Source organism: Brevundimonas sp. CEF1, assembly GCF_051353055.1.
Classification (GTDB): Bacteria; Pseudomonadota; Alphaproteobacteria; order Caulobacterales; family Caulobacteraceae; genus Brevundimonas.
The window spans coordinates 88,118-115,035 of record NZ_CP195593.1; the positions used below are offsets into that span (position 1 = coordinate 88,118).

A 26,918-nucleotide genomic window follows, 5' to 3' on the forward strand; every position below is an offset into this window, starting at 1 on the left:
GTCGCCCCTTGCGTGTCCGATGGGCCACACCCACCTCGGTTTGACACAACTCAAGGCGTTGCTTCGCAGAAGGACGCCTTGTGGGTTTTCCGCCTTCCGAGGGGACTGCACACGATGAATCTCGACCTCTATTCCGACCGCGCCAAACAGGCCGTCCAATCCGCCCAGTCGCTGGCCCTGGCGCGCCGCCACCAGCAGTTCGCGCCCGAACACCTGCTGAAGGTGCTGCTTGAGGAACGCGACGGTCTGGCCCGCAAGTTGATCGATCAGGCCGGCGGCGATCCGTCCGCCGTCGAACTGGTGACCGAGGGCCTGCTGAAGAAGCGGCCCCAGGTCGAGGGCGGCTCGGGCCAGCTCTATCTGGACGGAGACACCGCGCGCGTCTTCAGCGCCGCCGAGCAAGCATCCAAATCGGCCGGGGACGCCTTCGTCACCACCGAACGCCTGCTGGCCGCTATCGCCAAGGAGGGCGGGGCCGCCGCCGAGGCTCTGAAGTCCGCTGGCGTCACAGCCAAGAAACTCGATGAAGCCGTCACTGAGATGCGTAAGGGCAAGACCGCTGACAACGCCTCGGCCGAGGACAGCTACGACGCCCTGAAACGCTACGCCCGCGACCTGACCGAGGCCGCGCGCGACGGCAAGGTCGACCCGGTCATCGGCCGCGACGAGGAAATCCGCCGCACCATCCAGGTCCTGGCCCGCCGCACCAAGAACAACCCCGTCCTGATCGGCGAGCCCGGCGTCGGCAAGACCGCCATCGTCGAAGGTCTCGCCTTGAGGATCGTCAACGGCGACGTGCCCGAAAGCCTGAAGGACAAGAAGGTCCTGTCGCTCGACATGGGCGCGCTGATCGCCGGGGCGAAGTATCGCGGCGAGTTCGAGGAACGTCTGAAAGCCGTGCTGAACGAGGTGGCCGCCGCCGAGGGCGGCATCGTGCTCTTCATCGATGAGATGCACACTCTGGTCGGCGCGGGCAAGGGCGACGGGGCGATGGACGCCTCCAACCTGCTGAAGCCTGCGCTGGCGCGCGGCGAGTTGCACTGCGTCGGCGCCACCACGCTGGATGAGTACCGCAAGCACGTCGAGAAGGACGCGGCCCTGGCCCGTCGCTTCCAGCCGGTCTTCGTCGCCGAACCGACCGTCGAGGACACGGTGTCCATCCTGCGCGGCCTGAAGGAGAAGTACGAGGTCCACCACGGGGTGCGCATCAGCGACAGCGCCATCGTCGCCGCCGCCACCTTGTCGAACCGCTACATCACCGACCGCTTCCTGCCGGACAAGGCCATCGACCTGATCGACGAGGCCGCCAGCCGCGTCCGCATGGCCGTCGATTCCAAGCCCGAGGCTCTGGACGAAATCGACCGCCGTCTGGTCCAGCTCAAGATCGAGCGCGAGGCCCTGAAGAAGGAGAGCGACAGCGCCTCGCAGCAGCGTCTGGAGAAGCTGGAGGACGAGATCGCCGACCTCGAAGGTCAGTCCGACGACATGACCGCCCGCTGGAAGTCCGAGAAGGACAAGGTGGGGCAGGGGGCGCAACTGCGCGAGACCCTGGACCGCCTGCGCGCCGAACTGGCCGCCGCCCAGCGCGCCGGTGATCTGGGCCGCGCCTCAGAGATCGCCTATGGCCAGATCCCGCAGTTGGAGAAGCAACTCGCGGACTCCGAATCCCCGGCGGCGGTCGCCGCCCCGCTGACGCCCGAGGTCGTCGACGCCGAGCAGATCGCCGCCGTGGTCAGCCGCTGGACCGGCGTGCCCGTCGACAAGATGCTGGAAGGCGAGCGCGAGAAGCTGCTCAAGATGGAGGAAGAACTGGGCCGCCGCGTGGTGGGTCAGGACGAGGCGCTGGAAGCCGTGTCCGACGCCGTCCGCCGCGCCCGCGCCGGTCTGAACGATCCCAACAAGCCGCTGGGCAGCTTCCTCTTCCTCGGCCCGACCGGCGTGGGCAAGACCGAGCTGACCAAGGCGCTCGCCGGCTATCTGTTCGACGACGACAACGCCATCACCCGCATCGACATGTCCGAATACATGGAGAAACACTCGGTCAGCCGTCTGATCGGCGCCCCTCCGGGCTATGTCGGCTATGACGAGGGCGGCGCCCTGACCGAGGCCGTGCGTCGTCGCCCCTATCAGGTCATCCTGTTCGACGAGGTCGAAAAGGCCCACCCCGACGTCTTCAACGTGCTTCTGCAGGTGCTGGACGACGGCCGTCTCACTGACGGGCAAGGAAGGACCATCGACTTCAAGAACACCCTGATCATCATGACCTCCAACCTGGGCAGCCAGTATCTGGCCGACCAGCCCGAGGGCGAGGACGTCGAGGCGGTTCGCCCTCTGGTCATGGAACAGGTCCGCGCCCACTTCCGGCCCGAGTTCCTGAACCGCATCGACGAGATCATCCTGTTCCACCGCCTCGGCCGCGAACAGATGGGCGGCATCGTCCGCATCCAGCTGGCGCGTCTGGAGAAGCTGATGGCCGACCGTCGCCTGACCCTGGCCCTGGACGACAGCGCCCTGACCTGGCTCGCCGACAAGGGCTACGACCCGGTCTACGGCGCCCGCCCGCTCAAGCGCGTCATCCAGAAGGAACTGGTCGACCCCATGGCGAAGAAGCTGCTGGCCGGCGAGATCGAGGACGGCAGCGTGGTGGCCGTGTCAGCCGGCGCCGACGGGCTGGAGATCGGGAAGGCGCGGGTGCATTAAGAACAATGAGAACCGTTACCTACACCATATTCCTTTCTCGACCGTCTGATGTCGAGAGCCACGTCGAAACCGTCAAGCAGGCGGTTGCAGACATCAATCTGGTTTCCGCACCTCTTGGTGCGCGATTTGACCTGTTTGACTGGAGAGAGAATGCAACGCCGGGCTTAGATGTGGAGCCTCAGGCGCGCGTAAATATTCAGTCTGAAAATCACGATGCTTTTATTGCTCTTGTCGGTGCGACATTAGGGACGCCAACGATAAATTATGAATCTGGAACCGTAGAGGAGATAGAGAGAACGATCAGTAAGGCCGAGGATTCTGTTTTTGGCGGAAATTCGGTGTCAATTTTGTTTAAAGATGTATCTTTAAACATAAATTCTGATCTTGATCAGGCCAAAAAGGTTCAAGCTCTTAGGTCAAGTTTGGGTCCTAGGGGAATTTTGTACAGAACTTTTGGCAATGATGACGACCTTAGGGATGTTGTTTTTAGGTGTCTTGGTGTCTTACTTTCAGGTCACGTAAGCATGCAGGCTGAGAATTTACCTGCGCCTAAAGTTGTTTCTAAAGTCGATGTGACTAGTTCGAATGTGGGTGTAAATCATTCTGCCGTAGATGATGCCGAAGAGTTGGGAATATTAGATTATTCACAGATAATTTCGGACAGAATAGAATCTGCGACGAATGCTTCTCTCTCTATATCTGAGGCAATGAAGGTGCTGACGTCTGCTACGTCAAAAGCCACCGACGAAATCTCGATTGCTACGAATATGGAGGATCAGTCAGCCAAGAAGAAAATAATAAATGATGTGGCTGACGCTATAAATATATGCGCCGATAATTTTGAACGGAGCGGCGATCAAGTTCACGTTGAATTTCGACGTGCTCTAGATGCGATTAGAGAGTTGATTGACATTCAAATGTCAGACATGAGCGGTGAGCACTTTGATAGTGAAATTGCTATAGTTTATGAAATGACAAAATCTCTTGATCCAACTATTACTGAAACAATGTCTCAAACAAAGAATTTTGGAGAGATGATAGCTAGTTTACCTAGGCTTACAAAGGAGCTAAATTCATCCAAAAGGAGATTGCAACGTAGTATTGAGTCATTGGTTGCCGGTCTTGCTGTTGTTAGGTCTGAAAATAATGCCTTGAATGAATATGCCGCTTCGAGGATTAGTGCTGGAACCTCGGAAAAGGTGGCTCTGGGCAACTAGGGCTAGCGTGACCTCCGGGTGACTGAGCCTCACCCCAGCACCGGCATCACCTCCACTCCGTCGCAGACGAAGATGCTCATGTGCGGGTGGCCCTCGAACAGGCGGGCCGCCGCTTGGTGGCTGTCGGCGCGCACCACCATGAAGACGGTCAGCAGGTTGACCATGTCCGTCACGGCGCCGTCGTCGCTGATGCGTTTGGTCGGGCCCAGCGGGCCGCCCTGATAGACGATGGAGTCGCGGTGCGCCTCTTCCCAGGCGGCGACGGCGGCCACGCCGATGCGGGCCGTCTCGGCCTGCTGGGCCTCGCTCATGGCGCGCCAGGCCCGCCATTTGGGGCCGGTCTTGTCGCTGGTGAAGACGGCCAGGTAATGGGTCTCGGCGCTCATCGAAGCCTCCCGTTTGCGGGAGGGTCGGACTTTCGCCCGGAGAGGGCAAGCGGGGCCGGTTCCTTCTCCCCTTGCGGGAGAAGGTGGCGACCGCAGGCCGACGGATGAGGGGTTTCGCTGCCGGTTGAGAGACCCCTCATCCGACCTCGCGACGCTCGGCCACCTTCTCCCGCAAGGGGAGAAGGAAGTTTTGCGCTCAAGGAGCGAGCGACCGCGTCGCGAGCGATAGCGCCCTTAAATATGAATGGCGTGGCCCAGGGCCCGCAGGCTGGCCTCGTGGAAGGCTTCGCCCAGGGTCGGGTGGACGTGGATGGTTCCGGCCACGTCTTCCAGAACGGCGCCCATTTCCAGCATCTGGGCGAAGCTGTTGGACATCTCGGAGACGTGCTGGCCGACGGCCTGGATGCCCAGGATGCGGTGGTCGGTCTTGGAGGCGATGACGCGGACGAAGCCGCCGTCCTCGCCGGCCTCGATGGCCAGGGCGCGGCCGATGGCGGCGAAGGGGAAGACGGACTGGATCACGTCGTCACGGCCCTCGACGTCCTGCGGACCGAGGCCCGCCGAGACGATTTCCGGCTCGGTGAAACAGACGGCGGCGATGGTGACGGGATCGAAAATACGGTCATGGCCGGCGATGATTTCCGCGACGACCTCGCCCTGGCTTGATCCCTTATGCGCCAGCATGGGTTCGCCGGTCAGGTCGCCGACGGCCCAGACGTTCTTCATGCTGGTGGCGCAGCGGTTGTCGATCTTCACGAACGGGCCGTCCATGGCGACGCCCATGGTCTCCAGACCCCAGCCCTGGGTGCGCGGACGACGGCCGACGGTGACCAGCACCTTGTCGGCGTCCAGCTGCATCGGATTGCCGTCCTTGTCGGTGACGTTCAGCTTGCCGTCGCCGAAACCACCCGCGCGGGCGCCGAGGAAGAGCTCGACGCCATGCTTCTCAAGCCACTTTTGAACCGGGTCGGTCAGGGCCTTGTCGTAGAGGGGCAGCAGGCGGTCGGCCATCTCGACGATGGCCACCTCGGCGCCCAGCTTGCGGAAGGCGATGCCCAGTTCCAGGCCGATATAGCCGCCGCCGACGACGACCAGCTTCTTCGGCACGTCCGGCAAGGACAGGGCCTCGGTCGAGGAGATGACGTCGCCGCCAAACGGCAGGAAGGGCAGTTCGACCGGCTCCGACCCCGTGGCCAGGATGACGTGTTCGGCGGTGATGAGAATGGGGCCGTCGGCGGTCTCGACGCGGCAGGTCTTGGCGTCGGTGAACTCGGCCCAGCCCTTGATCACCTTGACCTTGGCCTTCTTCAGCAGGGCGGCGACGCCCGCGTTCAGCTTCTTGACGATGCCGTCCTTCCACGCGACCGTCTTCGACAGGTCGATGGACGGGCTTGATGCCGTGATGCCCAGCGTGCCGTCGCCGGAGGCCTTGAGCACCGTCTCATACTTGCTCGCGGCGTGGATGATGGCCTTGGACGGAATGCAGCCGACGTTCAGGCAGGTCCCGCCCAGGCCGTCGCCGCCGTCCACCAGCACGGTGTCCAGGCCCAGCTGGCCGCAACGGATGCCCGCCACATAGCCGCCGGTCCCGGCGCCGATGATCAGGACTTTGGTTTTCAGGGTCTGGGTCATTAAGTGCTCACACGGGAGGATGCGATATGGAACCAAGCGAACAAGTTAAGAAACTTATGGCTGACGGCTGGAGCCGGTATAGCGAGTTCATTCTCGGCCTAGGCGGCTTGCAAGGCGAGGTTCTTGCAGCTCATCTTGCGATTGAAGCTGAAATTGAGCTGGGGCTGCGTAGAATGCTCCATCATCCCGATCGCGCCCTTACAGACGCAGGGTACATGTCGAAGTTGAGACTGCTGCAAGCTGTCTGGCCAGCATCAGATCCGATCAACGGAGCGCACTTCAGCTTCATGATCCTTCTCAACAAGGCGCGCAACTCAATCGCTCATGTCGGCATGAGAGAAAACTTCCCTTCAGCCTTCGAAAAGTTAGCTCGCTGCGCAAGCTCAGAGCTCAAAAACGATGGCGACTGGGTTGGCGAGCCGTCGGAGGCTCTCCGGGGTGCCACAATGAGGGTGTGTGGCTACCTCACCGGTCTTACGTCGGGGCCAGATGGTGAACCGATAAAGTTGTCTTTTATCACCCCATCCACAACGTCGCTGGATGCTCCAGCAACCCCTTGATGCGCGCCACGAAGACCGCCGCGTCATGGCCGTCGACGATGCGGTGGTCGAAGCTGGAGGACAGGTTCATCATCTTGCGCACGACCATCTGGCCGTCCTTGACCACCACGCGTTCGGCGATCTTGTTCGGGCCGACGATGGCGACCTCCGGGTGGTTGATGATGGGGGTGTGAACCACGCCGCCCAGCGTCCCCAGCGAGGTGATGGTGATGGTCGAGCCAGACAGTTCCTCGCGCTTGGCCGAGCCGTCCTTGGCCGCGCCCGAGACGCGGGCGATTTCCAGGGCGGTGGCGTAGGGGTCCAGCGCCTCGGCGTGGCGGACGACCGGCACCATCAGGCCGTTCGGCGTCTGGGCGGCGATGCCCAGGTGGACCGGGGCGTGCGTCGTCAGCACCCCGGCCTCGTCGTCATAGTGGCTGTTGATCGTCGGCTGGTCGCGCAGGGCGACGACGATGGCGCGGGCGATGAAGGGCAGGACGTTCAGCTTGGGCTGGTCCTTGGCCTTGGTCGCGTTGAGGTGAGCGCGCAGCTCTTCCACCGCCGTCATGTCGATTTCCTCGACATAGGTGATGTGCGGGATGCGACGCACGCTCTCGGCCATCTTCTCCGCGATCTTGCGGCGCAGGCCGATGATCTTGGTCTCGGTGGTCCCCTCGGCGCGGGCATAGGTCGAAGACGCCGTGCCGCCGGTCGCGACGGGCAGGCTGCCCCCGCGCGCGACGAAGGCGTCCAGGTCTTCATGCTGGATGCGGCCAGCGGGGCCCGAGCCCGGCACGAAGGCCAGGTCGACGCCCAGATCGCGAGCGCGGTTGCGCACGGCGGGTGAGGCCAGGGCGCGCTCGCCCGGCTGGCGGCCGGTCATGGCGGGGACGGGCTTGGCGTCCGCCTTGGGCGCGGCGACCGGAGCGGCCTTGGCGACCGGCGCAGGCGCGGCCTTCTCGGCCTTGGCGACGGGCGCAGCGGCGGCAGCGGGAGCCGCGGCGACATTGCCCTTGCCCTCGACCTTGAAGCTGACCAGAGGCCCGCCGACGGGGACCTGTTGGCCGGGCTCGCCGTGCAGGGCGACGACCACGCCGTTGATCGGGCTGGTGATCTCGACCGTGGCCTTGTCGGTCATGATGTCGGCGAGGATCTGATCCTCCTCGACCGTATCGCCGACCTTGACGTGCCAGCCGACCAACTCGGCCTCGGCGGTGCCCTCGCCCACGTCCGGCAGCTTGAAGACGTAGTTGGCGCCGGCCGCCGTCGGGGCGCTGGCCTGGGCGGCCTCGACCTTCGGCGCTTCAGCGACGACGGGCGCGGGCTCGGATTTGGCGACCACAGGGGCCGGCGTCGGCTCGGCGTCGGACGCATTGCCCGCGCCCTCGACCTCGAACTCGACCAGCGGGCCGCGCACCGGCACCATCTCGCCGGCCTGACCGTGGATGGCGAGCACCTTGCCGCTGACCGGGGCGGTGATTTCCACCGTGGCCTTGTCGGTCATGACGTCGGCGACGATCTGGTCTTCCTCGACCATGTCGCCGACCGCGACGTGCCAGGCGACCAGTTCGGCCTCGGCGGTGCCTTCGCCCACGTCGGGCAGTTTGAAGACGAAACGACCCATATCAACGGCCTCCCGACATGACGGCTTTCAGGGCGTCGGCCACGCGTTGCGGGCCGGGGAAGTATTCCCACTCGAAGGCGTGCGGGTAGGGGGTGTCCCAGCCGGTCACGCGCGCGATGGGCGCTTCCAGATGATAGAAGCAGCGTTCCTGAACCAGGGCCGACAGCTCGCCGCCGAAGCCCGAGGTTTTTGGCGCCTCATGCACGATGACGCAGCGGCCGGTCTTCTTGACGCTGGCTTCGATGGTCTCGATGTCCAGCGGCACCAGGGTGCGCAGGTCGATGACTTCGGCGTCCACGCCGGCGTGCTCGGCGCCGGCCAGAGCGACCCAGACCATGGTGCCATAGGCCAGGATGGTGACGTCATTGCCTTCGCGCATGACGCGGGCCTTGCCGATCGGTTCGACATACTTGCCGGTCGGAACCTGGGCCAGCTCCTGGGTCTTCCACGGCGAAACCGGCTTTTCGTGCCAGCCGTCGAAGGGGCCGTTGTAGAGGCGCTTCGGCTCGAAGAAGACGACCGGATCGTCGTCCTCGATGGCGGCGGTCAGCAGGCCCTTGGCGTCATAGGGGTTCGACGGAATGACGACCTTCAGACCCGCGATGTGGGTGAAGAGGGCTTCGGGCGACTGGCTGTGCGTCTGGCCGCCGAAGATGCCGCCGCCGTAGGGGCTGCGGATGGTGATCGGCGAGGTGAACTGACCGCCCGAGCGGTAGCGCATCTTGGCCGCCTCGGAGACGATCTGGTCATAGGCCGGATAGATGTAGTCGGCGAACTGGATCTCGACGACCGGGCGCAGGCCATAGGCGCCCATGCCGATGGCGGCGGCGACGATGCCGCATTCCGAAATCGGGGCGTCGAAGCTGCGGGTCAGGCCGTGCTTCTGCTGCAACTGGTCGGTGACGCGGAAGACGCCGCCGAAATAGCCCGCGTCCTCGCCGAACGACAGGACGTTCGGGTCCTCCGCCATCTTGACGTCGATGGCCGAGTTCAGGGCCTGAATCATGTTCATGGGAACAGTGGTCATGGTCAGACTCCGACCTCGCGGCGCTGTTCGATCAGGCGCCAGTCCTCGGTCGCATAGACCTCTTCAAACATGGTCTTCACGCTGGGGCGCGATTGGCCGAGCGTGCCGATGGCCTCGGATTCCTTGCCGGCTGCGCGGACCTGTTCGACGGCGTCCTTTTCGGCCTCGACCTGTTGCTCGTCCGACCATTCGCCGAGGGCGATCAGGTGCTGCTTCAGGCGCTCGATCGGATCGCCCAGCGGCCACTTCTCGGCCTCGTCGCCGGGGCGGTAGCGGCTGGGGTCGTCAGAGGTCGAGTGCGGGGCGCCGCGATAGGTGAACAGCTCGATCACGGTGGCGCCCTGGTTGGTGCGGGCGCGCTCCTCGGCCCACTGGGTCGCGGCCCAGACGGCCAGGAAGTCGTTGCCGTCGACGCGCAGGGCCGGCAGGCCGTAGCCGATGGCCTTGGCGGCGAAGGTGGTGTCCAGACCCCCGGCGATGCCCATGAAGGACGAGATGGCCCACTGGTTGTTGACCACGTTCAGGATGACCGGGGCGCGGTAGACCGAGGCGAACGTCAGCGCGTTGTGGAAGTCGCCTTCCGCCGTGGCGCCGTCGCCGATCCAGCTGATGGCGATCTTGTCGTCGCCCTTGTAGGCGCTGGCCATGGCCCAACCCACGGCCTGCGGCACCTGGGTGCCCAGGTTGCCCGAGATGGTGAAGAAGCCGTAGTCCTTGGCCGAGTACATGATCGGCAGCTGGCGGCCTTTGATCGGGTCTTCGGCGTTGGAATAGATCTGGTTCATCATGGTCGCCAGCGGATAGCCGCGCGCGATCAGAAGGCCCTGCTGGCGATAGGTGGGGAAGCCCATGTCCTCGCGGCTCAGGATCATGCCCTGAGCCACCGCGATGGCCTCTTCGCCGGTGCACTTCATGTAGAAGCTGGTCTTGCCCTGGCGGTGGGCGCGGTGCATCCGCTCGTCAAAGGCGCGCGTCAGGATCATGGCCTTCAGGCCGCGACGCATGACCTCGGGGTCCAGCTTGGGGTCCCACGGGCCGACGGCCTTACCCTCGTCGTCCAGAACGCGCACCAGACGGAAGGCGTGGTCGCGCATCTCATAGGGGGCGGTCGACACCTCGGGCCGGCTCACGGCGCCGGCGGGATCGAACTGCAGGTGGCTGAAATCAGGCGCATCGCCCGGACGACCCGAGGGCTCCGGCACGCGCAGCGACAGGGTGGGGGTGTTCTTCATCATGCGTCCCGTCCGGTTGATCCGTCCGCGTTTCCTCTGTGAAGAGGGCATAGCATGGCGTGTGTCTGTTGGCTTTCCTAAAAATACCCTTGCCAAATGCTGATTTGGGGTATTTTATTGCGCCAAATCCCCTTTTGGAGAAACGCCTTTGGCCGATGAACTTGATCCTATCGACGCCCGCATCCTCGACATCCTGCAGCAGGACGCCGGATTGTCGGTCGCCGAGGTCGCCGATCGCGTCGGCCTGTCGGCCTCGCCCTGCTGGCGCCGGATCAAGAGACTGGAGGACTCTGGCCTGATACGCAAGCGGGTCACGCTTCTGGACGCCGGTCTGCTGGGTCTGGACTTCGAAGTCTACGCCATCGTCAAGCTCAGTCTGCCCTCGCGCGAGAACCTCGACATCTTCGAAAAGGCCGTGTCCGAATGGCCCGAAGTGGTGCAGTGCGCCACCATCACGGGGCGCGAGGACTATGTCCTGCGGATCATCACCTCGGACATGCACGCCTTCGACCAGTTCCTGCGCGACAAGCTGCTGACCCTGGGCATCGTCTCCGACTGCGCCAGCCACATCGTCACGCGCGGCGTCAAAAACGTCACCACCCTGCCGCTGGGCATCATCACGCCGCACGTCGGCTAGGACCACCACGAACAAGAAGAGGCGGCCATGATCGACCTGGTGATCGACGCGCGTCGCAAAGACCTCGGCGGGTTCGAGGTCGGGCGTGTCCTGCCCTTTCATTTGCGGCCGATGGTCGGCCCCTTCATCTTCCTGGACCAGATGGGGCCGGCCGAGTTCGCACCCGGCGCCGACGCCATCAATGTGCGGCCGCACCCGCACATCGGCCTGTCGACCCTGACCTATCTGTTCGAGGGCGAGATCATGCACCGGGACAATCTGGGCTATACCCAGCCTATCCGTCCCGGCGAGGTGAACTGGATGACCGCCGGTTCCGGCATCGTCCATTCCGAACGCACCGACCCGCTGAAGAAGGCGCAGGGCGGGCGGATGCACGGCATGCAGGCCTGGGTGGCCCTGCCGACCGAGAAGGAAGAGATAGCGCCTTCCTTCACCCACCTGGGCGAGGACGCCCAGCCCACCTATGAGAATAACGGCCTGTTCGCGCGTCTGGTGGCGGGCGAGGCCTTCGGCGCCAAGGCCGGCACCCCGGTCGAATCCCCGCTCTTCTACGTCCACTGGGACATGGCCGAGGGCGTCCGCGCCGTCCCGCCCCCGCCGCGCGCCAAGGGCGGCTACAGCGAACGCGCCCTGTTCGTGGCCAAGGGCGCGATCGAGGTCGACGACCGGACCTTCGTTGAGGGCCAGATGATCGTCCTGTCGGCCAAGGCCGAGCCGACCGTCACCGCCTTGCAGCCCTCCAGCGTCATGGTCCTCGGCGGCGAGCCGGTCGGCGAGCGCCTGATCTGGTGGAACTTCGTCTCCTCGTCGCAAGAACGCATGGACCAGGCCAAGGCCGACTGGAAGGCGGGCCGGATGAGCCTGCCCGCCGAGGACGCGCTGGAGTTCATCCCCCTGCCGGACGAGACGGCCTAGGCTGTGAGAATGCAGGCTCCGTCACCCTTTTCCTTTCAGGTGACGGGGCCGGACGGCCTGTGTTCGTTCCGCTTTCGACCCCTGGATGAATGGGACGGAGAATTCGCCGTGAGCATGGCGGGACGCACGATGACTTGGCGTGTCCTGACCATTGATCGTGAACCTGACGACGGGCTGAGCTTCAGCGGCATGACGGAGGGCGGCGTTTCTCTTTGGGGTGAAGATTTCTGGTTCGTCATTCGTGCGACGTCGGGCGCCGTCGCAGTCAGCTATTGGCGCGATCAGATCTGCTGGCGAACGGATGTTGCTGATCCGCTTTGAGGACGCTTGAGGCCTTGGATGACGGTGATTCCGCGCAGCCTTCGCGGCTGTTCTCATAGCCCGCGCAGGAACGTCACCAGAGGCGCGCTGACCTCGTCCGCCCGTTCCTGCTGCAGCCAGTGACCGGCGCCGGGCAGGACGATCTGGCCGCGCAGGTCGGTCAGCCAGTCCTTCTGCGCCGCCTCGTGCGGGCCGGCGTAGTGGCGGACGGGGTCGCGGTCGCCGACCATGAAGAGCGAAGGCTGGCGGATTGTCTGGCCTTGCAGGAAGGCGGTCAGGCTCCAGTTGCGGTCCAGGCAGCGATACCAGTCCAGCGGCCCCTTGAAGCCTGAGGTGGTGAAGGCGGCGACGTATTCATCGAAGTGCGCCTCGCTCATCCACGGCGGCAGGGTCGCCTGGTCGGAGATGCTCTCGAGGAGGGATACGCCCTCGGGCATGAAGCCGGTCGACTGGTCGGCCGGGGCGGTGGCGCCGTCGTAGGACCAGAACATCTTCCTCAGGGCCGTGGCCGGATCGGCGTCCAGTTCGACATGGGCCTCGGGCGACTGGAAGCGGTTGATGTAGAGGTCGCCCAAGCCTGCGCGTTTCGTGATCGCCGCCATCGCCGCCGTCGGAGCTCCCTTGGGGCGGCGCGGCTGGAAGGGCACGGATAGACCGGCCACGGCGCGGAAGACGTCGGGCCGCATCAGGGCGCAGTGCCAGGCCACGGCCGCGCCCCAGTCATGGCCGACGACCACGGCCTCGGTCTCGCCGAGCGCGCGGACCAGATCGACCATGTCGCCAACCAGATGCAGGATCGTATGGTCCTCTTGATCGGCGGGTTTGTCGGTCCCGCCATAGCCGCGCATGTCGGGGGCGACGGAGTGGAAACCGGCCTCGGCCAGGGCCTGAACCTGCGCCCGCCAACTGATCCCCAGTTCGGGAAAACCGTGCAGCAGCAGGACCAGGGGGCCTTCTCCGGCCTCCAGCACCTGTTGCGTCAGGCCGTCGGTGGCGATGCGGCGGGTCTGCATGGGCGGTCCTCCCTTTGAAACGAGCCTATCGCGTTTTTGCTCTCTGGCGAGAGCGTTCCCGTTCCGTTTCGCGGCGCGGGGCGCTATGGATCAGGCGTGACCGACGTCTCCGCCCCTTCCACCGTCCAGCCTGCGACTGCGTTCGCGGCGGACCTGCCGCCCGCCCTGGCCACCCCGCCGGGCGCAGGCGCGGTGTGCGACGCGGCGGGCGCCAGGAAGATCGGGCGCGGCGCAGCCGAAGGCGTCTTTCTGGGCGGCGCCGTCATGGTCGCCCACGCCAGCCTGACCGCGCGCCGTCTGGGCCTCAGCCCACCGCCGCGCTCCACCGAGATGCTGGACGTGCCGGAGCTCTACGCCTTCGTGCGGCCCGCCCGGTTCTGCGCCCCGTCGCCGTCGGGACTGGCGCTCGCTCTGGGACGCACCGAGCCGAAGGGGGCCGAGGCTCAGGCCCAGGCCCTGCGCGACGCCGCCGCCGACCTGCTCAACGAACTGACCGACCCGGCCTATCCGGGACGCGAGGACGCCTACACCCTGGCCGGGACGCTGGACCGGGCGGGCTGGTCCTGGGGTTCGCGCGTGCTGACCGCGCTTCAGGCCGGGCCCCTGCGCGATCGGCGCGAGCGCGGCACGGGTCTGGACGTCTGGTCGCGCCTCGCCGAATGGGAGGACGAGGCCCCGCGCGGCGAGGCCGGGTCGGCGCCCGTCGATTCTGAAAGCGCCCGCATTCGTCTGGACAAGCTGTTGCAGGCCTCGGGGCTGGACGAGACCCGTCCGGCCCAGTCCGACTACGCCGCCGAGGCCGCCTACGCCTTTTCGCCGCGCAACGAGGAGGGCCGCCCGCGCGTCCTTCTGGCCGAGGCGGGCACCGGCACGGGCAAGACCCTGGGCTATCTGGCCCCCGCCAGCCTGTGGGCCGAGCGCAATTCGGGCGCGGCCTGGGTCTCGACCTATACCCGCGCCCTGCAACGCCAGATCGACCGCGAAAGCCGCGCCCTGTGGCCCGACGAGGCCGAGCGCCGCAAGAAGACGGTGGTGCGCAAGGGGCGCGAAAACTACCTCTGCCTGCTGAATCTGCAGGACATGATGCAGGCGGCCCAACTGGGCAACGGCGACCTGATCGGCATGGGTCTGGCCAGCCGTTGGGCCGCGCACAGCCGCGACGGCGACATGACCGGCGGCGACTATCCCGGCTGGCTGCCCGGCCTCTATGCGACCGCGCCCAGCCATCAGGCCAGCCCGGCCAATCTGGTCGACCGGCGCGGCGAATGCGTCCACGCCGCCTGTCCGCACTATCGACTTTGCTTCGTCGAGAAGACCATCCGCGCCAGCCGCCGGGCCGATCTGGTCGTGGCCAACCACGCCCTGGTCATGACCCAGGCCGCCTTCGACGGGGCCCGCTCGGCGCGCGGCCTGAAGCAGGACGGCGAGACGGCGGCGCTGAAGCGCATCGTCTTTGACGAGGGCCACCACCTGTTCGACGCCGCCGACAGCGCCTTCTCCGCCGCCCTGTCGGGTCAGGAAGCCGCCGAGCTGCGCCGCTGGATCAGAGGGCCCGAGGGACGCGGTCGTCGCGGGCGGGGGCTGGAACAGCGTCTGGGCGACCTGTGCGCCGACAACGAGGCCGCCGCCAAGGCCCTGAAGGACGCCATGATCGCCGCCGCCGCCCTGCCGGGCGAAGGCGTCTCGGGCCGCATCGCCCCCGCGTCCGGCGAGATCAATCCCATCGGCCCGATCGAGGCCTTCCTCGTCGCCGCCCTGGAGCAGTTGCGCGCCCGCAGTCAGGAAGCCGGCGGGAGCGAGTTCGGCATGGAATGCGCCCTGCGCCCGGCCACCGAGCCGGTGCTCGAGGCCGCCCGCGCCGCCGCCCGCGCCATCGCCGCCGTCGAGGCGCCGCTTCTGGCCCTGTCGCGTCACCTCGAGGACATTCTGGACGAGGAGGCCGCCGAGCTGGACGGCGCCGCCCGCGCCCGCATCGAGGGCGCGCTGCGCGGCATGGACCGGCGCGCGCGCATGACCCTGCCCGGCTGGCGCTCCATGCTGGCGGCGCTCGAAGAGGGCGGCGACGAACCCGACCCTGATTTTGTGGACTGGCTCAGCGCCGAGGCCGCCTTCGGCCGCATCCACGACGTCGCCCTGCGCCGCCACTGGATCGACCCCACCGTGCCGCTGGAAGCCGCCGTCGTCATGCCCGCCCACGGCGTGCTGGTGACCAGCGCCACCCTGTCGGACCCCGCCGCCGAGGACCCCTTCCAACTGGCCCGGATGCGGACCGGTGCGGCGCGCCTGATCGAACCGGCGCGGACGTTGAAGGTGGAGAGCCCCTTCGACTACGCCGCCAACAGCCGCATCATCGTCGTCAACGACCTGATGAAGGACGATCCGCGCCAGATTGCGGCGGCCATGCGCGAGCTGTTTCTGGCGGCGGGCGGCGGGGGGCTGGGCCTGTTCACCGCCATCCGCCGGTTGAAGACCGTCTATGAGCGGCTGGGGCCGGACCTGGCCAAGGCGGGCGTGCCGCTCTACGCCCAGCACGTCGATCCGCTCGAAGTTGGGGCTCTGGTGGACGTGTTCCGCGCCGAACAGGACAGCTGCCTGCTCGGCACTGACGCCGTGCGCGACGGGGTGGACGTGCCGGGCCGGTCCCTGCGGGTTCTCGCCTTCGACCGCGTGCCCTGGCCGCGCCCCGACCTGCTGCACAAGGCGCGGCGCGAGCGCTTCGGCGGCAAGACCTATGACGACGCCCTGGCGCGCGGCCGCATCGCCCAAGCCTTTGGCCGCCTGATCCGCCGCGCCGACGACAAGGGGGTCTTCCTGATGTTGGACGCCGCCTGTCCGACGCGCCTGTTCGCCAGCCTGCCGCCCGGCACGGAGGTCCAGCGCATGGGGCTGGCTGATGCGGTGGAGTTGACCAAGAGCTTCCTCAATCCCGAGGCGAGCTGAAGCCTCCGCCTCTCTTCCTTCCGTCATCCTCCGGCGAGCGGAGCGAGACCGGGGGACCCAGCGGCGCCGAAGGCGATCTTTAACGCGAGCGCGGTGCGTGGGTTTTTCACCCTCCGGGCGCCGCTGGGTCCCCCGGTCAGCGCCGCTGCGCGGCTTGCCGGAGGATGACGAAAGAGTAGGGCCCGGCTATGCACCTGCGCCTTTCACTGGCATCGGTAAGCCATGTCCAAGACCACCCCCGCGACCGTCGCCCTGACCCAGGCCGGCGTCGCGTTCGACCTCTTCCCCTACGACTACGACCCCGACGCCCCGCGCGTGGGCCTGCAGGCGGCCGAGGCGCTCGGCTGGGCGCCGGAGCAGGTGTTCAAGACCCTGATGACCCTGGTGGACGGAAAAGCCGCCTGCGTCATCGTCCCGTCCGACTGCGAGGTCAGCATGAAGAAGCTGGCTGCGGTCCTCGGGGCCAAGTCGGCGCAGATGATGAAGCCCGCCGACGCCGAGCGTCTGACGGGCTACAAGGTCGGCGGCGTCAGCCCCTTCGGCCAGAGGAAGGCCGTGCCGACCGTGATGGACGAGACGGCGATCCTGTTCGACCGCATCCTGATCAACGGCGGCCAGCGCGGCCTGCTGCTGGGCCTGACGCCCGACGAGGCGGCGCGGGCGGCCAGCGCGAAACTGGCCGACCTGACGGCGTAAGCCTTACCCTTCGAAGGTCACAACCACGCTGTCGGCCGAGCGGTCGGCCTCGCCGTGGAAGACCGCCTCGATATTGTTGCCGTCCGGGTCCAGCAGGAAGGCGGCGTAGTAGCCGGGGTGATAGGGCCGCTCGCCCGGCGCGCCGTTGTCGGTCCCGCCCGCCTCTAGGCCCGCCGTGTGGAAGGCCTCGACCATGGCGCGGTCCTTGGCCTGGAAGGCCAGATGACAGCGGCCGGTCGGAGCGCCCTGCGCCGCTACGCTGTCCACGGCCGAGACGAACAGTTCGTCGGCCCAGAAGAAGCGTTCGGCCTCTCCGCCGATCGGCACGCCGAGCGCCTCAAGCACTGCGCCGTAGAAGCGGCGGCTGGCCTCAAGGTCGGGCGTCACCAGTTGCAGGTGGTCGATCAGCCGGCCGCGGTGAATCTGCTGGGTCTCCATGGACCTGGTCTCCTGTCGGGTTGTGTTTCGAACGGGCGGCAGACTGGCCCGTTCCTGCTGACAGGGCGTGTCAGCAGCCGCGCGCCCTGCTAAACCGCGCCCATGACCGACGCATCCGCTCAACCTGTCCGCCACAGCCGCAAGGGACTGCTCGTCCCCTTCGCCATCGTCTTCGTCGGCCTGGCCCTGTGGACTGGCTGGTGGTTCGTCCTGACCCAGCAGATCGAGAAGAGGCTGGAAGGTCGCATCGCCCGGCTGGAGCAGTCGGGCTGGACCGTGAGGCATGCGGGCGTGACCACGACCGGCTGGCCGCTGCGGGCGCGGGTGGCGATGAAGCATGTCGATGTCATCGCCCCCTCGGGCCATGCCGTCGCCGCGCCCGAGATCGTGGCCGAGGCCAATGCCTATAATCCGACCAAGTGGGTCATCGCCGCGCCGGACGGTCTGGTCATGACGCGCGGCGCCAAGGGCAAGACCGCGGTGCGGGCCGAGGCCATTCGCATGAGCATCCACGGCCTGACCCAGCGCTGGCCCAATGTGGCGGTCGAACTGGCCAAGCCGGTCTTCACCGCCCTGCCGGACGCCGAGCCCTTCCCCCTGTCCAAGGCCGGTCTGGTTCAGTTCTACATGCGGCCCCACGTGGCCGGCTCGAACGCGCCGACCGACGACGTCGACGTCCTGTTCCGTCTGGTCGATGGCGAGGGCCGTCCCAATGGGCCTGTCGAGGGCCTGACACAGTCCGGCAAGCTGAACGCCCAGGTCGAGGCCGTGGTCGAGAAGGCCAGCGCCCTGAAGGGGGCCGACGCGCATGGCCTGCTGTCGGCCTGGACCGCCGCCGGCGGCCGCTTCATCGACATGAAGGGCGAGCTGGGCGCGGGTGAAAGCAAGACCTTCCTGTCCAGCCCGGCCCTGTCGGCGGACGACAAGGGGCGTCTGGAGGGCGAGGTCTTCCTGCGCGCCGAGAAGCCTCTGGCCGCTATCGTCGGTCTGGCCGGGGCTACTCAGGGCGGATCGGTGGATCGCGCCGCCGCCGCCCGCGCCGCCGCGGCCACGCCGCAGGGCGGGAGCGGCGATCAGGGACAGGGCGTCGATCTGGTGCTGAACTTCAAGGGCGGACGCACCTATCTGGGGCCCTTTGCCCTGGCCCCGGCGCCCCAGCTGTTCTGATGCTGGTCGAGCCGCCCGAGGACGCGGAACGTCTGGCCCTGGACCGCGCCCTGATCGCGGCGGCGCGGGCGCGCATCGCCGCCGGAGCGCGCGGTTCCGCCGACGCCGACGCCATCGCCCTGCGTGAGATCCTGGCCGAGATCCCGGCGACGGAACGTCCGGCCCTGCGCGCCGTGCTGGGCCGCATCGAGGCCGCGACTGGCCCAGCCCTGGCTGTCTGCGGGCCTCTGTCGCAGGCCCTGGCCGCCAACCGCTGGGGTCTGATCGGACGTCCGATGGCCGAGCCGGATCAGGCGCTGGCCACCGCGCGGCAAGGCGGGCGCGCCTTGATCGATCTCGGCGCCCGGCCCTGGTGGGGGCGGCTTCTGGCCCTGCCCATGCTCAAGGTCATCGCCGCCCTGCCGGACGATGCGGCGGGCGTCCCGCGCGCCCTGCTGGTCTCGACCGAGGCCCCAGGCCCGACCGGCGACGACCGCACCTTCTGGGTCACCGACAGCCCCCTGCCTGACGCCCGCATCGTCGGCGCCCTGGGCGAGGCGGGGCTGATCGCCGCGCCCCTGACGGCGGGCGGCGGCTTGAAGCTGTTTACCCTGACAGGCTATGTGCAGGCCGAGGACGGGCGGTTGTTCGACGCCCCCGGCCAGATGAGCGGCGTCATCGGCGCCGCCCCCGTTTACTGACCACTTCGAGGATGACGCCCATGACCGACGCGACCAAAACCGCGCCCGCCCCCAAGCCCGGCATCCTCGACATCGCCCCCTATGTGGGCGGCAAGGGCGCCATCGCCGGCTTCGCCGAGCCGATGAAGCTGTCGTCGAACGAGAACGCCCTGGGCGCCGGAGAAAAGGCGCGCGAGGCCTATGCCGCCGCGCTCAAGAACATCCACGTCTATCCCGACGGCCGCGCCACCAAGCTGCGCGAGGCCGTGGCCGCCCATCACGGTCTGGAGCCCGAGCGCCTGATCTTCGGCAACGGCTCGGACGAGGTCTTCGCCCTGCTGAACCAGGCTTATCTGAGCGCGGGCGACAACATCGTCACCGGCCAATACGGCTTCCTCGCCTACCGCATCTCGGCCAAGGCCTGCGGCGCCGAGGTCAAGCTGGCGGCCGAGCCGAACATGAAGGCCGAGGTCGAGGCCATCCTCGAGCAGGTCGATGAGCGGACCAAGATCGTCTACGTCTCCAACCCGTCGAACCCGACCGGCAGCTGGAACGCGGGCGAGGAAATCCGCCGCCTGCACGCCGCCCTGCCGGCCCACATCATCCTGGTGGTGGACGAGGCCTATGCCGAGTTCGTGGTCGAGCCGGACTGGGAGACCAGTTTCGGTCTGGCCCGCGAGGCGTCGAACATCGTCGTCACCCGCACCTTCTCCAAGATCCACGGCCTGGGCGGCCTGCGCATCGGCTTCGGCTACGCCCCGCTGGCCGTCGAGCAGGCGGTGGACCGCATCCGCCTGCCGTTCAACGTCTCGGTGCCGGGTCTGGACGCCGCCACCGCCGCCCTGTCGGACGAGGCGCACCAGAAGGCCTCGCGCGATCTGGTGCTGGACTGGCGCCCGCGCATGACCCAGGCCATCCGCGGCTTCGGCTTCGAGGTCTTCCCTTCGGCGGGCAACTTCGTCCTGGTGCGGTTCGCGGACGACAAGCGCAACGCCGCCGCCGCCAACGACTATCTGAACTCCAAGGGCATCATCGTGCGCCCGGTCGGCGGCTATGGCCTGCCCGACTGCCTGCGCATCACCATCGGCACGGAAGACCAGAACCGCGCCGTGATCGACGCCCTCAGCGAGTTTGCCGCCAGCTGATCCGGCGGGGCGTCAGTCGCCGCTGTTGAAGCGGACGACCCCGATCAGGCCCGCGCGCCAGACGTGGTCGTCCTTCAGCAGGGGGCTGTCCTTGATGTCGCCCAGGCGCTGTTCGTAGTTGACGAAGGCGCCCATGCCGAAGCGGTCGCCGATCGGCATGGCCAGCAGGGCGGCGGCCCCGGCGCCGGCCGCGCCGCCAGACGGCTCAAAGGCGGTGAAGCCGCTGCCCGGAACCGCCTCCGGAGCGATGCCGAAATAGCGTTTGGCCCGCGCGTCGTCGAAGGCGCGACCATAGGCCATGACCTGCAGCAGGCCGACGGGCGTCACGCGCTGGTGGCCGACCGAGGCCATGTATTCCATGCCCGCGTCATCGCCGGTGGCGTCATGCTGGATGCGGCCGCCGACCACGATGTTCCCCGGCAGGCGTTTGTAGGCGTAGACGGCCGCGTCGGCGCCCAGGTCGGGGCGATCCAGGGTCGAGCCTTCGATATCGCCGGCGGCGAAGCGCGGGCGCAGTTGCACCCCGGCGTGGAAACCGTCGCGCTTGATCGCGTTCCAGCCCAGGCCGTCCAGCCCGTTGGCATAGACCACGTCGCGATAGGAGGCCGAGCCCCAGGCGGTGAAGTTGAACTGATCGCTCTTGCTGCCCGTGGCGCTGAAACCGCGCACCACGCCGCCGCCGATGTCGACCTTCCACGTCTTGGCCGCCTCGACCGCCTCATAGGGCTGGGCCTGGGCCAGGGCGGAGGCGGCGGGCAGAGCGACGAAGGCGGCCGCGGCCAGAGGAAGGGTCAGGGCGGCGAAACGGCGGACGGCGCTTGAAGGCATGAAGAGATCGCAGGTCAACGGCTGATGATATCGCCGTCCTGCAGAGCCTAGATTTTGGGCGGCAACAAGGCGCTGGAGGCCGTTTCGATGCGGTTTTCCAGTTCAGCCATGAACTCGGCGCGCTTCAGACCCGCCGGGATGGGCGGCAGGAACTCGAAGACGATGGTGCCCGGATAGCGCTTGAAACCGTGGGCGGGCCAGTGAACGCCCGAGTTGGTGGCGACGGGCCAGCAGGGGCTGTCGAGGTCGCGATACAGGGCGGCGATGCCGGGTTTGTAGTCGGGGGCGGCGCCGATCTCGCCGCGCGTGCCCTCGGGGAAGATCAGGATCTGGCGGCCCTCGGCGTGACGGGCGCGGGCCTGTCGCACCATGTCCTTCAGCGCCTTGGAATGGGCCGAGCGGTCCACGGCGATCATCTTGGTCTTCCAGGCGAACCAGCCGAAGAAGGGCAGGACCATCAGCTCCTTCTTCATGATGAAGCAGGCGTCGTCGAGGAAGGCGAAGGGGGCGATGACGTCCAGCATGCCCTGATGCTTGGCGGCGATCAGGGCGGGGCCGACGGGGCGGTGCTCCAGCCCGCGCACCTCGACCTTGACCCCGGCGATCCAGCGCAGGCCGAACAGGACGAATTTCGACCACAGCTTGATGACCCCGACCGCGACCCGGTGCGGCATCAGCAGGGCCGGCGACAGGCCGACGGCGAAGATCACCATCGACAGATAGAGCCAGATGACAAAGATCAGGGAGCGCAGGGTGGTCATTCAGGCGGCCTCGGGCTGGGTCTGCGGCGCCGATCGTTCCGGGTGGTGGCCCCGCAGGCGGTGCATCCCCTCGCGGCCCAGCACGGCCAGGTATTTCATGTATTCCAGCGTCATCCGGCGGGCGGTGACGGCGGCGCGCCACCAGCCGGAATTGTCCAGCGACGGCGTCGAGACGGCATAGGGCGTCAGCTTGACGCCGGGGGCCGCCCCGCGGATCTCCAGCAGGCTGCGCGGCATGTGATAGTCGGAGGTGACGACGATCAGGCTGTCATAGTGTTTGGCGCGGGCCCAGGCGGCGATCTCCTGGGCGTTGCCGACGGTGTTCTCGGCCTCGAAACCCAGGTCGACGCAGCAGTTGAACAGCTTGCTGGAGCCCGGCGTCAGGGCGCGCAGTTCCTGACGGCGCACGTCGCGGTTGACGCCCGAGATCAGCACCCGACGGCCCTTGTCCTGTTCCAGCAGGCGGATAGCGGCGTTGACGCGCTCGGCCGAGGGACCGGTCAGGGCGACGATGGCGTCGGCGCGCGCGGGCTCGGGCGCCGGCGTCAGGCCGCGCACGCGCTCGGCGAAGGCGAACAGCCCCACCAGCCACATCAGCGCCACCACGGCGATCAGCGTCACGAACTTCATGATGCTTAACTAGCCACGACCGCCCAGCTTCGCCAGCGCCGTAAAGCGCGCGGCCAGCAATGCGACGCCGAACGCCAGCAGCGGACAGGCGATCAGGATGGCCAGATCGCTGAAGGCCAGGGGCAGGGCCGGGGTCAGTCCGGCCTCGCCGCCGATCAGGCGCAGCAGGGCCAGCAGCAGGGCGGCGACGCCCGCGCCCAGGGCTCCGGCCTTCGCCGCCAGCCCGCCGAAGCGCCGCTGGAACAGGCCGGCGACATAGAAGTCCGAGGCGCCGTTCAGGCTCAGGGTTTCGATCACCGAGGCATGGGCCGCCATGCCCGCGCGGGTGGCGTAGGCGATGACCGCCGCCGTGGCCGCCGCGATCAGCAGGAAGGCGGCGCCGGCCAGGGCGGTGATCACCCCCGCCGAACGCTCGACCTCGCCGCGCCACAGGCTGTGGTCGTCGACGGTGGCGTCCAGGCCGGCCTCGGCCAGGGCGCGGCTGAGTGTGGGCGCGCTGGCGGGGGCCTTCGGGTCCAGGCGGACGGTGACCAGATAGGGCAGGGGCAGGTCGGGCAGGGCCGCCTCGCCGACCCAGGGGCGCAGCAGGCTCTCGGCCGCCTTGCGGTCCATGGCCTCAGCCTCGGCCACGCCCGCAACCCCGGCCAGGGTCTCGGCGGCGCGGGCGGCGGCGGCGGGGCCGGTCTCGTCGACGCGGGGGCGGACCTGAACCGTGGCTTCGGCCCGCAACTGGCGCGCCCAGCCGTGGGCGGCGCGATCGGCGGCCACGGCCCCGACGGCAGTGATGGAGGCCAGGAAGCAGAGGACGGCGACCACCACCATCAGCCAGCGCTCGCCGCCGGCCTCGCGCGACAGCAGGCCCGGCCCGCGTGTGAACAGGGCGCGGATCATGCGGCCTCTCCCGCCGGCGCCGTCTGGCTCAGGCAGCCGTTCTCCAGCCGCAGGACGGCGGCGCCGACCCGCTCGGCCAGGGCCTCGTCGTGGCTGGCGATCAGGACGGTGGCGCCCAGCTTGTTCAGCGACTGGAACAGCCGCATCAGCTTCTCGCCCATGGCCCGGTCGACGCTCCCGGTCGGCTCGTCGGCCAGGATCAGGCGCGGGCGGGTGATGACGGCGCGGGCAATGGCCAGTCTCTGTTTCTCCCCGCCGGACAGGGCCGGGGGCAGGGCGTCCATGCGCTGACCCAGACCGACCCAGCGCAGCATCTCGGCCACGTCGGCGGCGTGGTCGGCGGGACGACCGCCCGCCAGGGTCAGGGGCAGGGCGGCGTTCTCGAAAGCGCTCAGATGGTCCAGCAGGCGGAAGTCCTGGAACACCACCCCCATGCGGCGTCGGAAGGCCGGGACGCCGCCGCGCGGAAGATCAGTGACCTCGCGGCCGAACAGACTGATTCGCCCCGACTGCGGCCGCTCGGCCAGGGTCAGGAGCCGCAAAAGCGAAGACTTGCCCGCGCCCGAGGGTCCGGTAAGGAAGTGGAAAGAGCCCTGCGGCAGACTAAGGTTAACGTCGCGCAGGACGTCGAGCCTGTCCGCATAGCCGAAACCTACGCCCCGCAGGCGGACGGTGTCGGGCGCGGAATCAGGGTCGGCGGCGCGTCGGGTCGAGTGTGGCATCAGATTTCGTATTGGACCGGGGCGTTGCGGGCGCCTCGACAGGAGGGGGCGTCGAGCCTCGCAGTCAGCCGACATGATACTGACCTGCCCCGCCTGCGCCACCAGCTATTTTGTTCCCGATGAAGCGATCGGCCCGAACGGCCGCCGCGTGCGCTGCAAGTCCTGCGGTCACGACTGGCGCGCGACTCTGGAGGACGAGCCTCTGGAACTGTCCGCCGCCGAAGATCCCGTGGCGGAAGGAGGCTTCGGCAAGCGCGAGGAGGCGCCGGAAAGTCTGGCGGAAACCCCGGCCCCCGAACTGCCCCGCGCCTTCCGCGCCAAGGCCGAGCAGAGGCGCCGAATGAAGAAGGCCGCCGCCCAGGGCGCCGCCTGGGCGGCCTTGGCCGTCATCCTGCTGGCCCTGATCGGCGCCGCCTTCGCCTTCCGCCTGCAGATTGTTCAGGCCTGGCCCCAGGCCGCCGCCGCCTACAAGCTGGTCGGCGCGCCGGTGAATCTGGCCGGGCTGGATTTCGAGGCCGTGGGCGCCAAGACGGCCGCCCATGATCCGGGCAAGGTCATCGTGTCCGGCGCCCTGCGTAATATTCGCGACAATGAGGTCGTCGCCCCGCCGGTCCGCGTGGCCTTGCTGAACGCCGCCGGCGCCGAGGTGGCGCATCGCATCGTCCGCCTGGAAACCGCCCCGGTCCTGCCCGGCAAGGTCCAGGGGTTCGCCGTCGTCATCCCCGACCCCGAGCGCAAGGCCTCGGGCGTCGGCGTCGATTTCGTGCTGGAGCCGAAGAAGACCGCGCAGGCCGCGCCGCCGCCTGCGCCGCGCATCGAGCAGGCCGCCGCCCGCCCGGCGCGACGCGCACCGCCGCCGGCCCCGGAGGAGGGGCTGCGCCGCGCCACGGCCTATGATCTGACGCCGGTGGACGCGACGCCTCTCGACAGCCGCCCCGCCTAGGGGGTATCCGCCGGGCATGGCTGATCACGACCCGACGCCCGCTCCGACCGTTCTTTTGCCGCAAGCCGAGATCGAGGCGATCGTCGCCGATCTGGCGCGGCGCATCGCCCCCGTCATCGACGACGAGACGGTGGCCGCCGTCCTGTTGACCGGCGGGCTGTGGTTCGGGGCCGACCTGACCCGCGCCTTGTCGCGCGAAGGCCGCAACGTCCGCTTCGACGCTCTGTGGCTGGCCTCCTACGGCGACGAAAAGACCAGCCGCGGCAAGATCGACGTCTACGCCCCCTATCAGCGGCCGATCGCGGGCAAACGCGTCCTGATCCTCGACGACGTCTTCGACACCGGTCTGTCGCTGGCCGAGGCGGTGCGGATCACGCGTGAGGCCGGAGCAGCCGAAGTCCTGACCTGCGTCTTCGCCCGCAAGCCCTGGCCCGAGGCCCGCGCGCCCGAGCCGGACTTCGTCGGCTGGGAGGCCCCCAACCGCTTCCTCGTCGGCTACGGCCTGGACCACAGGGGCGGGATGCGCGGCCTGCCCGACATCTGCGCCCTGGACTGATCCCTAAAGCCAGTCCGCCATCGGTTCGCGGGCGAACATCTGCTCATAGGTCGGGCGCGGGCGGATGACAGCCTGGCGCTCGCCGTCGACCAGAACCTCGGCGGCCAGAGGGCGGGTGTTGTATTCGCCGCTCATCACCGCCCCATAAGCGCCTGCGCTCATGAAGACGACCAGATCGCCCGCTTCGAGCGGCGGCAGGTCGCGGTCGCGGGCGAAGGTGTCGCCGGTCTCGCAGACGGGGCCGACCACGTCATAGGGGCGATCCGCGCCGTCGCGCGGACGCACCGCCTTCAGGTCGTGGAAGGCGTCATAGAGGGCGGGACGCATCAGGTCGTTCATCGCCGCGTCCAGCACCAGGAAGCGGCGTCCGTCGGTGCGTTCGTTGACCTGGATGACCCGGCTCAGCAGCACGCCCGCATTGGCGGCCATCAGCCGGCCCGGCTCGAAGGCCGCCTCGACGTCAAGGCCGTCCAGCACCCGCGCCGCCATGGCGACATAGTCGGCGGGCGAGGCGGTTTCGGCGTCGCCGTAATAGGGCACGCCCAGACCGCCGCCGAGGTCCAGACGGGTGACGCTGTGGCCCTGGGCGCGCAGGGTCTCGGTCATCTGGCGCAGGACGCGGAAGGCGCTTTCCAGCGGGGTCAGGTCGGTGATCTGGCTGCCGATGTGGCAGGCGAGGCCGACAGGCGTGACGTGCGGCGAGGCGGAGGCGCGGGCGTAGAGGGCCAGGGCCTCCTCGACCGGCACGCCGAACTTGTCGCCGGCGCCGCCGGTGGTGATCTTGGCGTGACCGCCCGCGCCGATCTTGGGATTGACGCGGATGGCGATGGCCGGAGAGGCGGACTTCTCGGCCGCCACGAGGATCATCCGCTCCAGCTCCGCCGAGGACTCGACGTTGATCTGGCGCACCCCGACCTCGATGGCGAAGGCCAGTTCGGCGTCGGTCTTGCCCACGCCCGAGAAGATGATGCGCTCGCCCGGAACCCCCGCCGCCAGGGCGCGACGAATCTCGCCCTCGGAGACGGTGTCGGCGCCGCAACCCAACTGGGCCAGGGTCGCCAGCACCGACAGGTTGGAGTTGGCCTTGACCGCGAAGGCGATCAGGGCGTGGCCCAGAGCCTCCCTATGCGCGTCGCACGCGTCGCGCAGCAGGCCGTAGTGACGGCGCAGGGTGGCCGAGGAATAGACATAGGTCGGGGTGCCGACCTCCGCCGCCAGCGTCTCCAGCGAGACGCCCTCGGCGTGCAGAACGCCGTCCTTCAGGTCGAAATAATGCACCGGCGGGGAGTCCAGTCAGGA

General features: G+C 67.9%; 26 protein-coding genes. 13 read left to right on the top strand and 13 right to left on the bottom strand.

From position 1 onward, the window contains the following. Window positions 1–114: 114 nt before the first annotated feature. Window positions 115–2,700 carry an ATP-dependent chaperone ClpB gene (gene clpB / locus ACR9FL_RS00435; RefSeq protein ID WP_436356693.1) on the top strand — a complete coding sequence of 862 codons (2,586 nt, stop codon included), beginning with the start codon at window positions 115–117 and terminating at the stop codon, window positions 2,698–2,700. Between the two features lie 5 nt (window positions 2,701–2,705). After that, window positions 2,706–3,917, top strand: coding sequence for a hypothetical protein (locus tag ACR9FL_RS00440; RefSeq protein ID WP_436356694.1), 1,212 nt, complete (start codon window positions 2,706–2,708; stop codon window positions 3,915–3,917). A gap of 29 nt (window positions 3,918–3,946) precedes the next feature. Here the strand turns inward: ACR9FL_RS00440 and ACR9FL_RS00445 are convergent, their stop codons facing one another. Together ACR9FL_RS00445 and lpdA are read right to left on the bottom strand one after the other, a co-directional pair. Then, window positions 3,947–4,303 carry a hypothetical protein gene (locus tag ACR9FL_RS00445; protein WP_436356695.1) on the bottom strand — a complete coding sequence of 119 codons (357 nt, stop codon included), beginning with the start codon at window positions 4,301–4,303 and terminating at the stop codon, window positions 3,947–3,949. 234 nt (window positions 4,304–4,537) lie between these two features. After that, a complete protein-coding gene (lpdA, locus tag ACR9FL_RS00450) occupies window positions 4,538–5,935 on the bottom strand; it encodes a dihydrolipoyl dehydrogenase (protein WP_436356696.1) in 1,398 nt (465 codons plus the stop codon). 26 nt (window positions 5,936–5,961) lie between these two features. On the opposite strand from lpdA, the gene ACR9FL_RS00455 reads away from it, so the two are divergent. Beyond that, on the top strand, window positions 5,962–6,495 hold the full coding sequence (locus ACR9FL_RS00455) for a hypothetical protein (protein ID WP_436356697.1): 534 nt from the start codon (window positions 5,962–5,964) through the stop codon (window positions 6,493–6,495). On the opposite strand, the gene ACR9FL_RS00460 is transcribed toward ACR9FL_RS00455, so the two are convergent. Genes ACR9FL_RS00460 through ACR9FL_RS00470 form a run of 3 tightly spaced genes read right to left on the bottom strand, consistent with a single transcriptional unit; the run spans window position 6,452 to window position 10,360 of the window. Next, on the bottom strand, window positions 6,452–8,098 hold the full coding sequence (locus tag ACR9FL_RS00460; protein WP_436356698.1) for a 2-oxo acid dehydrogenase subunit E2: 1,647 nt from the start codon (window positions 8,096–8,098) through the stop codon (window positions 6,452–6,454). The genes ACR9FL_RS00455 and ACR9FL_RS00460 overlap by 44 nt on opposite strands. A gap of 1 nt (window position 8,099) precedes the next feature. Then, a complete protein-coding gene (locus ACR9FL_RS00465) occupies window positions 8,100–9,125 on the bottom strand; it encodes an alpha-ketoacid dehydrogenase subunit beta (RefSeq protein WP_436356699.1) in 1,026 nt (341 codons plus the stop codon). Between the two features lie 2 nt (window positions 9,126–9,127). Continuing rightward, window positions 9,128–10,360 carry a 3-methyl-2-oxobutanoate dehydrogenase (2-methylpropanoyl-transferring) subunit alpha gene (locus ACR9FL_RS00470; protein ID WP_436356700.1) on the bottom strand — a complete coding sequence of 411 codons (1,233 nt, stop codon included), beginning with the start codon at window positions 10,358–10,360 and terminating at the stop codon, window positions 9,128–9,130. Window positions 10,361–10,505: 145 nt separating this feature from the next. Between ACR9FL_RS00470 and ACR9FL_RS00475 the strand changes: the two genes are divergently transcribed. Genes ACR9FL_RS00475 through ACR9FL_RS00485 form a run of 3 tightly spaced genes read left to right on the top strand, consistent with a single transcriptional unit; the run spans window position 10,506 to window position 12,230 of the window. Continuing rightward, window positions 10,506–10,994 carry an Lrp/AsnC family transcriptional regulator gene (locus tag ACR9FL_RS00475; RefSeq protein WP_105563200.1) on the top strand — a complete coding sequence of 163 codons (489 nt, stop codon included), beginning with the start codon at window positions 10,506–10,508 and terminating at the stop codon, window positions 10,992–10,994. 27 nt (window positions 10,995–11,021) lie between these two features. Next, window positions 11,022–11,909 (top strand): pirin family protein, encoded by an 888-nt coding sequence (locus ACR9FL_RS00480; RefSeq protein WP_436356701.1) that lies wholly within the window; start codon window positions 11,022–11,024, stop codon window positions 11,907–11,909. A 9-nt stretch (window positions 11,910–11,918) separates the two neighbouring features. Further along, the gene (locus ACR9FL_RS00485; protein ID WP_436356702.1) at window positions 11,919–12,230 is read left to right on the top strand and encodes a hypothetical protein; all 312 of its coding nucleotides are present in this window, start codon (window positions 11,919–11,921) and stop codon (window positions 12,228–12,230) included. A gap of 53 nt (window positions 12,231–12,283) precedes the next feature. Here ACR9FL_RS00485 and ACR9FL_RS00490 read toward each other — a convergent pair whose 3' ends face one another. Continuing rightward, entirely contained in the window at window positions 12,284–13,243 is a 960-nt protein-coding gene (locus tag ACR9FL_RS00490; protein WP_436356703.1) for an alpha/beta fold hydrolase, read from the bottom strand. Between the two features lie 264 nt (window positions 13,244–13,507). On the opposite strand from ACR9FL_RS00490, the gene ACR9FL_RS00495 reads away from it, so the two are divergent. Continuing rightward, on the top strand, window positions 13,508–16,183 hold the full coding sequence (locus tag ACR9FL_RS00495; RefSeq protein WP_436358102.1) for an ATP-dependent DNA helicase: 2,676 nt from the start codon (window positions 13,508–13,510) through the stop codon (window positions 16,181–16,183). 222 nt (window positions 16,184–16,405) lie between these two features. Beyond that, window positions 16,406–16,879, top strand: coding sequence for a Cys-tRNA(Pro) deacylase (gene ybaK / locus ACR9FL_RS00500; RefSeq protein ID WP_436356704.1), 474 nt, complete (start codon window positions 16,406–16,408; stop codon window positions 16,877–16,879). 3 nt (window positions 16,880–16,882) lie between these two features. On the opposite strand, the gene ACR9FL_RS00505 is transcribed toward ybaK, so the two are convergent. Beyond that, entirely contained in the window at window positions 16,883–17,317 is a 435-nt protein-coding gene (locus ACR9FL_RS00505; RefSeq protein ID WP_436356705.1) for a VOC family protein, read from the bottom strand. A gap of 102 nt (window positions 17,318–17,419) precedes the next feature. Between ACR9FL_RS00505 and ACR9FL_RS00510 the strand changes: the two genes are divergently transcribed. Genes ACR9FL_RS00510 through hisC form a run of 3 tightly spaced genes read left to right on the top strand, consistent with a single transcriptional unit; the run spans window position 17,420 to window position 20,288 of the window. Continuing rightward, a complete protein-coding gene (locus ACR9FL_RS00510) occupies window positions 17,420–18,484 on the top strand; it encodes a DUF2125 domain-containing protein (RefSeq protein ID WP_436356706.1) in 1,065 nt (354 codons plus the stop codon). Further along, a complete protein-coding gene (locus ACR9FL_RS00515; RefSeq protein ID WP_296178259.1) occupies window positions 18,484–19,164 on the top strand; it encodes a hypothetical protein in 681 nt (226 codons plus the stop codon). Before ACR9FL_RS00510 ends, ACR9FL_RS00515 begins: the two co-directional genes overlap by 1 nt. Before the next feature lie 20 nt (window positions 19,165–19,184). Then, complete coding sequence (hisC, locus tag ACR9FL_RS00520; protein ID WP_436356707.1) at window positions 19,185–20,288, top strand: histidinol-phosphate transaminase; 1,104 nt, start codon at window positions 19,185–19,187, stop codon at window positions 20,286–20,288. A 12-nt stretch (window positions 20,289–20,300) separates the two neighbouring features. Here hisC and ACR9FL_RS00525 read toward each other — a convergent pair whose 3' ends face one another. From ACR9FL_RS00525 to ACR9FL_RS00545, 5 genes are read right to left on the bottom strand one after another with little or no spacing between them, the layout of a single operon-like run. Then, the gene (locus tag ACR9FL_RS00525) at window positions 20,301–21,116 is read right to left on the bottom strand and encodes a MipA/OmpV family protein (protein ID WP_436356708.1); all 816 of its coding nucleotides are present in this window, start codon (window positions 21,114–21,116) and stop codon (window positions 20,301–20,303) included. A 47-nt stretch (window positions 21,117–21,163) separates the two neighbouring features. Beyond that, the gene (locus ACR9FL_RS00530; protein ID WP_296178270.1) at window positions 21,164–21,877 is read right to left on the bottom strand and encodes a lysophospholipid acyltransferase family protein; all 714 of its coding nucleotides are present in this window, start codon (window positions 21,875–21,877) and stop codon (window positions 21,164–21,166) included. Continuing rightward, entirely contained in the window at window positions 21,878–22,507 is a 630-nt protein-coding gene (locus ACR9FL_RS00535; protein WP_296178273.1) for a YdcF family protein, read from the bottom strand. It lies immediately after the preceding gene. A gap of 9 nt (window positions 22,508–22,516) precedes the next feature. Then, window positions 22,517–23,398: a cell division protein FtsX gene (locus ACR9FL_RS00540; protein ID WP_436356709.1), complete on the bottom strand. Its 882-nt coding sequence runs from the start codon at window positions 23,396–23,398 to the stop codon at window positions 22,517–22,519. After that, window positions 23,395–24,120, bottom strand: coding sequence for a cell division ATP-binding protein FtsE (locus ACR9FL_RS00545; protein ID WP_436356710.1), 726 nt, complete (start codon window positions 24,118–24,120; stop codon window positions 23,395–23,397). The genes ACR9FL_RS00540 and ACR9FL_RS00545 overlap by 4 nt, the downstream gene beginning before the upstream one ends. A 73-nt stretch (window positions 24,121–24,193) precedes the next feature. Here ACR9FL_RS00545 and ACR9FL_RS00550 point away from each other — a divergent pair, with 73 nt between their 5' ends. Next, window positions 24,194–25,063 carry a DUF3426 domain-containing protein gene (locus ACR9FL_RS00550; protein ID WP_436356711.1) on the top strand — a complete coding sequence of 290 codons (870 nt, stop codon included), beginning with the start codon at window positions 24,194–24,196 and terminating at the stop codon, window positions 25,061–25,063. Window positions 25,064–25,079: 16 nt separating this feature from the next. Then, the gene (locus tag ACR9FL_RS00555) at window positions 25,080–25,619 is read left to right on the top strand and encodes a phosphoribosyltransferase (protein WP_296176324.1); all 540 of its coding nucleotides are present in this window, start codon (window positions 25,080–25,082) and stop codon (window positions 25,617–25,619) included. Between the two features lie 3 nt (window positions 25,620–25,622). Here the strand turns inward: ACR9FL_RS00555 and lysA are convergent, their stop codons facing one another. Next, a complete protein-coding gene (gene lysA, locus ACR9FL_RS00560; protein WP_436356712.1) occupies window positions 25,623–26,897 on the bottom strand; it encodes a diaminopimelate decarboxylase in 1,275 nt (424 codons plus the stop codon). Window positions 26,898–26,918 lie beyond the last annotated feature (21 nt).

Bases quoted from the DNA above. Each gene is read 5' to 3' on its own strand.
- ACR9FL_RS00530 (WP_296178270.1), bottom strand. From the start codon at position 21,877: ATGACCACCCTGCGCTCCCTGATCTTTGTCATCTGGCTCTATCTGTCG.
- ACR9FL_RS00510 (WP_436356706.1), top strand. From the start codon at position 17,420: ATGACCGACGCATCCGCTCAACCTGTCCGCCACAGCCGCAAGGGACTG.
- ACR9FL_RS00535 (WP_296178273.1), bottom strand. From the start codon at position 22,507: ATGAAGTTCGTGACGCTGATCGCCGTGGTGGCGCTGATGTGGCTGGTG.
- ACR9FL_RS00455 (WP_436356697.1), top strand. From the start codon at position 5,962: ATGGAACCAAGCGAACAAGTTAAGAAACTTATGGCTGACGGCTGGAGC.
- ACR9FL_RS00505 (WP_436356705.1), bottom strand. From the start codon at position 17,317: ATGGAGACCCAGCAGATTCACCGCGGCCGGCTGATCGACCACCTGCAA.
- ACR9FL_RS00440 (WP_436356694.1), top strand. From the start codon at position 2,706: ATGAGAACCGTTACCTACACCATATTCCTTTCTCGACCGTCTGATGTC.
- ACR9FL_RS00460 (WP_436356698.1), bottom strand. From the start codon at position 8,098: ATGGGTCGTTTCGTCTTCAAACTGCCCGACGTGGGCGAAGGCACCGCC.
- lpdA (WP_436356696.1), bottom strand. From the start codon at position 5,935: ATGACCCAGACCCTGAAAACCAAAGTCCTGATCATCGGCGCCGGGACC.
- ACR9FL_RS00525 (WP_436356708.1), bottom strand. From the start codon at position 21,116: ATGCCTTCAAGCGCCGTCCGCCGTTTCGCCGCCCTGACCCTTCCTCTG.
- ACR9FL_RS00550 (WP_436356711.1), top strand. From the start codon at position 24,194: ATGATACTGACCTGCCCCGCCTGCGCCACCAGCTATTTTGTTCCCGAT.
- ACR9FL_RS00545 (WP_436356710.1), bottom strand. From the start codon at position 24,120: ATGCCACACTCGACCCGACGCGCCGCCGACCCTGATTCCGCGCCCGAC.
- ACR9FL_RS00445 (WP_436356695.1), bottom strand. From the start codon at position 4,303: ATGAGCGCCGAGACCCATTACCTGGCCGTCTTCACCAGCGACAAGACC.
- ACR9FL_RS00490 (WP_436356703.1), bottom strand. From the start codon at position 13,243: ATGCAGACCCGCCGCATCGCCACCGACGGCCTGACGCAACAGGTGCTG.
- ACR9FL_RS00540 (WP_436356709.1), bottom strand. From the start codon at position 23,398: ATGATCCGCGCCCTGTTCACACGCGGGCCGGGCCTGCTGTCGCGCGAG.
- ACR9FL_RS00485 (WP_436356702.1), top strand. From the start codon at position 11,919: ATGCAGGCTCCGTCACCCTTTTCCTTTCAGGTGACGGGGCCGGACGGC.
- ACR9FL_RS00515 (WP_296178259.1), top strand. From the start codon at position 18,484: ATGCTGGTCGAGCCGCCCGAGGACGCGGAACGTCTGGCCCTGGACCGC.
- ybaK (WP_436356704.1), top strand. From the start codon at position 16,406: ATGTCCAAGACCACCCCCGCGACCGTCGCCCTGACCCAGGCCGGCGTC.
- ACR9FL_RS00470 (WP_436356700.1), bottom strand. From the start codon at position 10,360: ATGATGAAGAACACCCCCACCCTGTCGCTGCGCGTGCCGGAGCCCTCG.
- ACR9FL_RS00465 (WP_436356699.1), bottom strand. From the start codon at position 9,125: ATGACCACTGTTCCCATGAACATGATTCAGGCCCTGAACTCGGCCATC.
- ACR9FL_RS00495 (WP_436358102.1), top strand. From the start codon at position 13,508: ATGGTCGCCCACGCCAGCCTGACCGCGCGCCGTCTGGGCCTCAGCCCA.
- ACR9FL_RS00480 (WP_436356701.1), top strand. From the start codon at position 11,022: ATGATCGACCTGGTGATCGACGCGCGTCGCAAAGACCTCGGCGGGTTC.
- clpB (WP_436356693.1), top strand. From the start codon at position 115: ATGAATCTCGACCTCTATTCCGACCGCGCCAAACAGGCCGTCCAATCC.
- ACR9FL_RS00555 (WP_296176324.1), top strand. From the start codon at position 25,080: ATGGCTGATCACGACCCGACGCCCGCTCCGACCGTTCTTTTGCCGCAA.
- hisC (WP_436356707.1), top strand. From the start codon at position 19,185: ATGACCGACGCGACCAAAACCGCGCCCGCCCCCAAGCCCGGCATCCTC.